Origin of the sequence: Methylobacter sp. (assembly GCF_004322395.1) — a bacterium.
GTDB lineage: Bacteria > Pseudomonadota > Gammaproteobacteria > Methylococcales > Methylomonadaceae > Methylobacter_A.
The window spans coordinates 1-7,823 of the sequence record NZ_SCTW01000041.1 but is presented as its reverse complement, the minus strand read 5'-3'; the positions used below and the strand labels follow the sequence as shown (position 1 = coordinate 7,823).

The following is a 7,823-nucleotide window of genomic DNA, read 5'->3' as shown; positions in this document are numbered from 1 at the left end:
AATTTCGAAGGCATGAGCACTAGGTGTCGTGAGATCAAAGCGTTGCCCGTACCACGTATCACATCCGCTTACTATGGATGTGGACGCGATAGTTAATAGTGAGATGATTTTTTTCATTATGTCTAACGTAGAGCTAAGGGGCGTGCCGCTCACGGACGCTAAACGAAGCCCCAAAGCTTGATAAATTACAAAACTTTAAAACCGCCATGAGGCGGCACGTCCCTTTGAGCGCCATGTTAGGCATCCCGCTCACGAGAGATCATCAAGTTCGAAATTGTCATAGTAAGGTTCCAGCATACTGATAATGATTTCTTTAGCTTCGGCTACGACCTTCTTAGCATCAGTCTTGGTAATGAACTTCCCAGAGTGAACAATCGCGTTTCTTTCGGTATTTATATCTTCGACTCGCTTTTTGAGGCTCTTAAATGCCTTCTCATGATCTTTGCCCTTTATTGCAGGGAGAATCAGCTTGTCAAACTTTCCCTGAATTCCGTTAGCCCAGCGTAGAAAATGATCAACTAAGACGGTATCAAGGCCACGAGTATCAATAAATTCTTCGCGTACAACTAAATTGGCAGCAATCTCTGTTGCAGTTGCCGCACGTACTACTGCGCTAGACCACTCTTCTCGATCCAAAAGCCCACTAATTTTTGTCCAGTTTGACTGGATTTTCTCGACATCAGTGCGTTCGTCATACGGCTTTTTCTTTTTTTTCGAAACGGGCATAAGTAGTTCCTGTGCGCCTAACGTAATATATACGACATCATTTGTCGTATAAAAAAATCATATTGTCGTATAATCATTCTTGATTAATATTATCTTATTGTTTTCAATGACTAGATTGTATGATAAGGCGACATATTGTACAAACAAATACGACATCAACGCAACCCAAAAAATTACTCGACCAAGTCCGTGACAAAGTTCGTTTTAAACACTATAGCTTGAGCACAGAGAAAACCTATATCGCTTGGATTAAACAGTTTGTTTTATATCACCGTAAGCGCCATCCCTCGGAAATGGGTGCGATTGAGGTGGAGGCATTTTTAACTTATTTGGCTACGCAGCGGTATGTGTCCAGTTCTACCCAGAATCAGGCGCTGTCGGCGATTTTATTTTTATACCGTGAGGTGTTGGCTGTCGATTTGCCGTGGCTGGATAATTTTGAGCGTTCGAAAAAGCCTCGGCGGCTGCCAGTAGTGCTTACAACCCAGGAAGTGCAAGACTTATTACGAGAAGCGTCTTCGGCGCCTGAACCCATTGGTCTGATTATCAAGTTGCTATACGGTACCGGGATGCGTTTGATGGAGGCGGTGCGTTTGCGGGTGAAAGATGTTGAATTGGTGCGCAGGGAAATAATTGTACGCGACGGTAAGGGCGGCAAAGACCGGGTGACCGTGCTGCCGGAGTGTCTGGTAGAGCCGTTGCGCGTTCAGTTGGCGTTGCGCCGCGTCTGGCATGAGCAGGATAGCGTTTTGGGCAAGGTGGATGTATGGTTGCCGGATGCGTTGGCGGTCAAGTATCCCAACGCTTCAAAAGAATGGGGTTGGCAATATGTGTTTGCCGCCAAAAACTATTCCATCGATCCGCGTAGCCACTCGGAATGCCGGCATCATGTTGAAGAAAAACAGGTGCAGCGTTATGTCAAGCGGGCTGCTCAAGCAGCAGGCATCGCCAAGCCGACTACGCCGCATACTTTGCGCCATAGCTTTGCGACGCATATTTTGCAGTCGGGTTACGATATTCGCACTGTCCAGGAATTGTTGGGGCATAGCGATGTCGCCACGACAATGATTTACACTCATGTATTAAACAAAGGCGGCAAGGGAGTGGTGAGTCCGTTGGACCGGTTGTAGCAACAGGTTATTTGCCGTCATTAGTGCTGAACCGGTTTATCAGCCCAATCCCTAACAATAAAGCCAACGCCCCCCACAATAACCCCGGAACCAGCCAGAACCAGTTTTGATAGAAAGTAACCGGCGGGTTTTTCAGGTAAGGCACTTCATATAGCCCTGCCCAAGCCTGATGTATCGGCGAGCGTTCCAGGATTTCTCCCGAGGCCAGCGATACCGTGGAAATGCCGGTGTTGGTGACGCGCAGTACCGGACGGCGAAATTCCACGCCGCGCGCCAGTGTCATATACATGTGCTGGTAAGGTTCCTGCCATGTGCCGTACCAGGAGTCGTTGGTGACGTTGACGATGAACTGTGCGCCAAGTTCAGCCAGTGAGCGCGAAAATCGTGGGAACAAACTTTCGTAGCATATTTGCGCGCCCATTTTGTAGCCGTTCCAGCGCAGCAAATCGGTCGGGCCTTGGCCTCTGGAAAAGTGGCCGGTGGGCGGCAGCCAATTGCGGATTTCGGGGAAAAATTGTTCACCGGGGATGTATTCGCCAAAAGCCAGCAAGATAGACTTACTGTAATGCGGCGGTACTATCTCGCCGTCCTTGTTCAATACAAACAGGGAATTGGTGATCAGGCGGGAGGGTTCGTCAATGCTATACGCACCGGTAATCAGCGGCAGTTGGCGGTTATGGAGGAACTGCGCCAGCGCTACCGGATAGTCATCGACCTTGAATCGCTCGCCCAGCAATGCCGGAAATGCGGTTTCAGGCCATAGCGCGAAATCGATTTGTTCGTCTTGATGGGCTTTAAGAGCATTATCGGTCAGCGTGATATAACGATTAAATATTTCTTTGCCGAAGCCTTTGCCTAATTCTGCGGCCAGTTTTTCCGCGTTTTCGATATAGGCTTGCACCATCAGTGTTTTAAATGACGCATCCGGTTGCGGGAGCCGGTTTTTAAGCCACAGGCCGCCGACATTTAGCAGCATAAACCCCGTAACTACGACAGCTAAAATGATTTTTCCGGAGTTCTGTTTACGCTGTTCCCAAGCCCAATAAAGCGGCAGGTTGCACAGCAGCGTTGCGGCGCTGAGTCCGCTAAAACCGATCACTTCCGCCCAATGGTAAACAGGGATATTTGCGCCGTACCAGGAGTAGCCGAAGTTCCAGTCGAACAGAGTCAGCGAATAAGCTTCGCACAATGCGGTGATCAACGCCATCAGTCCCAGCGAAAGCTGCTTTGGCCAGTTAAATCTTTGTTGCCCCCAAAACCACAATACGCCGGCCAACGGCACGAACAAGTGGGCAATTAGACCATAGACTACCATGCCGATGACCGCGATAGGCCAGTCCAGATGGGCAAATTCATGTAACAGGTAAGTGACCCAGTTAAAGCCGATCAGCGTGAATACGAACGAAGTAATTAGGCCGCCAATAAAAACGTCCTTCAAACGGGTTTGCCGTTTCCAGAAAATCCACAACGGCACGAAACAGAATAAGGAGGCCCAAGGCGGAAAGGGGATGTAGCTGGTGCCGATTAGAATGCCGGACAGAGTGGGCAGTATCCAGGGCTTAAAAACGCTGTTCATGGTGTTAGGGATGAGTGTGATTATGCGAGGGCTATGTTGGGACGTTCATTTATGCACAACTTTATTTCAGAACTGTCATACTGGCACGAATATCAGTATCCAGCGCCATGCCTGTCCTGAGCGTAGCCGAAGGGAGCGTGCCACTTTCGAACCCAGATGGACGGGGCCTGTTGCTTCATCCGAAACGTCCCGCCTGTTCAGCACATTGCCAGTTAGACCTTCCAGGTTTTAAAAACCTGGAAGGTCTGCCTATCGGCCTGTCTAGGTAGGGGTTGCCGGAATGACAAGCTTTTTAACTACTTGTGTATAACAACGAGTGCCGGAGCGTGGTAACGATGTAAATCTCAGGAATGCGCTTTTTTAGCCTTGGATTTTTTACCATGAATTTCTTCATGCAAGGCACGGTATTCGTCGGTCAGTTTATGGTTGGGGACATAATGCACCAGCGGTTTTGATTCTGTGTGCGACTCCCTGACCTTGACCGATGGCGAAATCATTGATGCCAGCACCGGCACGCCTTCGGCAACAAGATCTTCGACCAGTTTGCGCGGCAAATTGGCTTGTTTTTGATATTGGTTGACTATAATGCCTTCAATCTCAAGGGTTTGATTATGGTCGGATTTTACTTCCGCCACTACCTGCATCAAAGAATACAGGGCTTCTCTGGCAAAAGTATCGCAGTCAAATGGAATCAAGCACTTTTCGGCGGCGATTAACGCAGACTGGCTGTAGAAATTCAGGATAGGCGGAGTATCCATGTAAATCTCATCAAAATCTCCAAGTTTTTCCAACGCTTCTTTTAACTTAAAGATTTTCATCCGCGATTCCAAACGGCCTTGTAGCGGCTCGAGTTCGGGGTGGGATGGAATGACAAACAGGTTAGGGAATGGGGTTTCATGGATCGCGCTTTCAAGGCCGGAACCGGATGAACCGCCGCCAAACAGAGACAGACTCAGGGTATCTTTAAAGAAGTGGGCAATGGTTTTATCACTGTCGCTGATCTTATTGCCGAGCAGGTATTGTGTTGAATTACCCTGAACATCAAGGTCGATGACTAATGTACGTTTACCTTCAATAGCACTGATAGCCGCTAAATTGCAGGTAATAGTAGATTTGCCGACGCCGCCTTTCTGGTTGAAAATGACTCTGCGCATGTTATCCCCGTTAAATCAAATAGTTGAAAGCCGCATTATAAGCTTTGCATCGGTAATATCAAATACGGATAAATGTTTTGCCGTGGCATTGCGGACATTCAGGGATTTCACTGGCTGTTTTAAACGCAATCTCTTTACCGCAGTCGTCACAGATAAAGGTTCCGGGTACGGTAATGTCGCCGCTGTGATAGGTATGTGCTTTTGCCAATTCTTCCAGTTTTGCCAGTTCCAGGCGGGTTTTATCGGCAACGCTTAAGAAAGCGTCCAAGGCGAAATTTTCAATCAGCTCAACATCGAATTTAAACCATTCCGATAATGAGTCTTTATCTTCCTGAGGTGATAAGCCGTGAGCTGCGTGTTCGATGTCGCGTTTAACAAATTTTGAGACCTTGTCCAGCTCATCGTTTGTCAAATCGCTGTCTTGTCTGGTCTTTTCTTTTGATATTTCCAGCGCTTCGGCAAAAGAATGCAGCGTATCTTCCATGGTTTCATGAAGATGCTTCATAAAATCGGTATAGGCGGTGACAAGTTTATTTTTATTCATTAGGGTTGAACTCCTGAAAATGGCGCTTTAGATTTAAGCGACTGTACGGTATTCTAACGCTTTTGACTGGTAAAAGACGAGAAGGATGCAAGAAAATTATAAGCCTTTGGCAATCGAGCAAGAAGTACAGGCCGCCTGGGACGCATCAGGCGTATTTAATGTGTCGGAATCGTCTACACAAGACAAGTATTATTGTTTGTCGATGTTTCCTTACCCCAGCGGCAAGTTGCACATGGGGCATGTCCGAAACTATACCATAGGCGATGTGATCAGCCGCTACCAGCGTATGCTGGGCAAAAATGTCTTGCAGCCAATGGGTTGGGATGCGTTCGGCCTGCCGGCGGAAAACGCCGCGATGCAGCACGGCGTACATCCGGCCGACTGGACTTACAGCAACATCGACTATATGCGCGACCAGCTTAAAAGGCTGGGTTTCGGCTATGACTGGAACCGCGAATTAGCTACTTGCGATCCGCATTATTATAAGTGGGAGCAATGGTTTTTCCTGAAATTGCTGGAAAAAGGCTTGGTTTATAAAAAAACCGCACCGGTTAACTGGTGTCCGCATGATATGACCGTTTTGGCTAACGAGCAAGTCATCGACGGCTGCTGCTGGCGTTGCGATACTCAAGTCGAGCGCAAAGAAATCGCCCAGTGGTTTTTAAAAATCACCGCTTATGCGGATGAATTGCTTACTTCGCTGGAAACGCTGGACGGTTGGCCGGAACAGGTCAAAACCATGCAGGCTAACTGGATAGGCCGCTCCGAAGGCGTGGAGATGGATTTTCCGGTGCCTGAATTGAATCAGCATTTAAGTATTTACACCACGCGTCCCGACACCTTGATGGGGGTGACCTATCTTGCCGTGGCGGCGGAGCATCCGCTGGCGTTAAAGGCCGCAGAAACCAATGCCGAGATCAGTGCCTTTATCGATGACTGTAAGATGATGGAAACCTCGGAAGCGGCCATGGAAACCATGGAAAAACGCGGCATCGACTCCGGCATCAAAGCCGTTCACCCGATCACCGGCGAACAGGTTCCGGTATGGATCGCCAATTTCGTGTTGATGGGTTACGGCACCGGCGCGGTGATGTCCGTTCCGGCCCATGACCAACGCGATTTCGAGTTTGCGCTTAAGTACGGTATCGCAATCAAGCAGGTGATTTTTGCCATAGACGGAGAAAACGATGATTGTTCGAAGCAGGCTTACACCGTAAAAGGGGTGTTGAAAAATTCAGGCGCGTTTGATGGCTTAACGTCTGAACAGGCTTTTACGGCCATTTCAGAAGCGCTGGAAAAAGACCAAAAAGGGCAACGAAAGACTAATTTCAGATTGCGCGATTGGGGCGTTTCCCGTCAGCGCTACTGGGGCGCGCCGATTCCGGTTATTTATTGCGACGACTGCGGTACTGTCCCTGTGCCTAAAAAGGACTTGCCGGTCGAACTGCCCAGGGATGTCGTGCTGGACGGTTCGCAATCGCCTTTGGTGGCTCATCCGATTTTCTCCCATACGACTTGTCCGACATGCGGCAAAGCGGCGCGCCGGGAAACCGATACCTTCGATACGTTTATGGAATCGTCTTGGTATTTCGCGCGTTTTGCAGGCAGTAATCCGGATAGCATGGTTGATCAAAGCGCCAAATACTGGTTGCCTGTCGATCATTATATCGGCGGTATTGAGCACGCTATTTTGCATTTGCTGTATGCGCGGTTTTATACCAAGCTGATGCGTGATGAAGGCTTGCTGGTTTGCGACGAACCGTTTAAAAAACTGCTGACTCAAGGCATGGTGCTGAAAGACGGCAGCAAAATGTCCAAGTCCAAAGGCAATACCGTTGATCCGCAAGGCCTGATCGATCAATACGGAGCGGATACCGTGCGTTTGTTTATCATGTTTGCAGCGCCGCCGGAGCAATCGCTGGAATGGTCCGATAGTGGCGTGGAAGGCGCGTTCAGGTTTCTGAAGCGGCTCTGGAAACAGGCTTATCTGCATTGCGATGCGGGCGGAGCTACAGCGCCGCTTGATAAACAATCATTAACCGAAGAACAGCAAGCAGTACGTCGTCAATTGCATCTGGCTATCCAGAAAGCAACCGACGATTTTGGCCGGCGCTATACCTTTAATACCGTGATTGCCGCGAATATGGAGTTGATTAACACTTTATCCAAATTTGCCGATGATTCGGACAACGGCAAGGCGGTCCGACAGGAAGTATTGGAAGCCATTGTGTTAATGTTATCGCCGATTGTGCCGCATATCTGCCATCAATTATGGCTGGATTTGGGGCATCAGCAAGCGGTGGTCAGTGCATCATGGCCTAAGGTCGATGCAACGGCTTTGGAGCAGAACACTTTGGAACTGGTGCTACAGGTTAACGGTAAATTACGCAGCAAGATGACCGTTTCGATCACTGCGACCAAAGACGAAATAGAAGCAATGGCGCTAAGCGATGAACATGTTAAGCGCTTTATTGAAGACAAGCCGGTCAGAAAGGTGATAGTGGTGCCTAAAAAACTGGTTAATATTGTTGTTTAGGCGAAAGACGAAGGGCGGAAGACAAAAAAGCTTGCATTTGGATTTAAGGAGCGCTGCAATTTTTAGCCTTTAGCCTTTAGCCTTTAGCCTTTAGCCTTTAGCCTTTAGCCTTTAGCCTTTAGCCTTTAGCCTTTAGCCTTTAGCCTTTAGCCTTTAG

General features: G+C 48.5%; 6 protein-coding genes. 2 read left to right on the top strand and 4 right to left on the bottom strand.

Annotation, left to right across the window (positions count from 1 at the left end):
- Positions 1–249: 249 nt before the first annotated feature.
- Positions 250–726, bottom strand: coding sequence for a hypothetical protein (locus EPO18_RS05855; protein ID WP_292431857.1), 477 nt, complete (start codon positions 724–726; stop codon positions 250–252).
- Positions 727–845: 119 nt separating this feature from the next.
- Between EPO18_RS05855 and EPO18_RS05850 the strand changes: the two genes are divergently transcribed.
- Positions 846–1,856 carry an integron integrase gene (locus EPO18_RS05850; protein ID WP_292431854.1) on the top strand — a complete coding sequence of 337 codons (1,011 nt, stop codon included), beginning with the start codon at positions 846–848 and terminating at the stop codon, positions 1,854–1,856.
- A gap of 7 nt (positions 1,857–1,863) precedes the next feature.
- Here EPO18_RS05850 and lnt read toward each other — a convergent pair whose 3' ends face one another.
- The 3 genes from lnt to EPO18_RS05835 all read right to left on the bottom strand — a co-directional run bounded on the left by lnt (position 1,864) and on the right by EPO18_RS05835 (position 5,130).
- Positions 1,864–3,432, bottom strand: coding sequence for an apolipoprotein N-acyltransferase (lnt, locus tag EPO18_RS05845; protein ID WP_292431852.1), 1,569 nt, complete (start codon positions 3,430–3,432; stop codon positions 1,864–1,866).
- Between the two features lie 344 nt (positions 3,433–3,776).
- Entirely contained in the window at positions 3,777–4,586 is an 810-nt protein-coding gene (locus tag EPO18_RS05840) for a ParA family protein (RefSeq protein WP_292431849.1), read from the bottom strand.
- Between the two features lie 58 nt (positions 4,587–4,644).
- Positions 4,645–5,130: a zinc ribbon-containing protein gene (locus EPO18_RS05835; RefSeq protein WP_292431846.1), complete on the bottom strand. Its 486-nt coding sequence runs from the start codon at positions 5,128–5,130 to the stop codon at positions 4,645–4,647.
- 85 nt (positions 5,131–5,215) lie between these two features.
- Here EPO18_RS05835 and leuS point away from each other — a divergent pair, with 85 nt between their 5' ends.
- Positions 5,216–7,666, top strand: a complete 2,451-nt coding sequence (gene leuS, locus EPO18_RS05830) for a leucine--tRNA ligase (RefSeq protein WP_292431843.1) — start codon at positions 5,216–5,218, stop codon at positions 7,664–7,666.
- Positions 7,667–7,823: the final 157 nt, after the last annotated feature.

Bases quoted from the DNA above. Each gene is read 5' to 3' on its own strand.
- EPO18_RS05840 (WP_292431849.1), bottom strand. From the start codon at position 4,586: ATGCGCAGAGTCATTTTCAACCAGAAAGGCGGCGTCGGCAAATCTACT.
- leuS (WP_292431843.1), top strand. From the start codon at position 5,216: ATGCAAGAAAATTATAAGCCTTTGGCAATCGAGCAAGAAGTACAGGCC.
- lnt (WP_292431852.1), bottom strand. From the start codon at position 3,432: ATGAACAGCGTTTTTAAGCCCTGGATACTGCCCACTCTGTCCGGCATT.
- EPO18_RS05855 (WP_292431857.1), bottom strand. From the start codon at position 726: ATGCCCGTTTCGAAAAAAAAGAAAAAGCCGTATGACGAACGCACTGAT.
- EPO18_RS05835 (WP_292431846.1), bottom strand. From the start codon at position 5,130: ATGAATAAAAATAAACTTGTCACCGCCTATACCGATTTTATGAAGCAT.
- EPO18_RS05850 (WP_292431854.1), top strand. From the start codon at position 846: ATGATAAGGCGACATATTGTACAAACAAATACGACATCAACGCAACCC.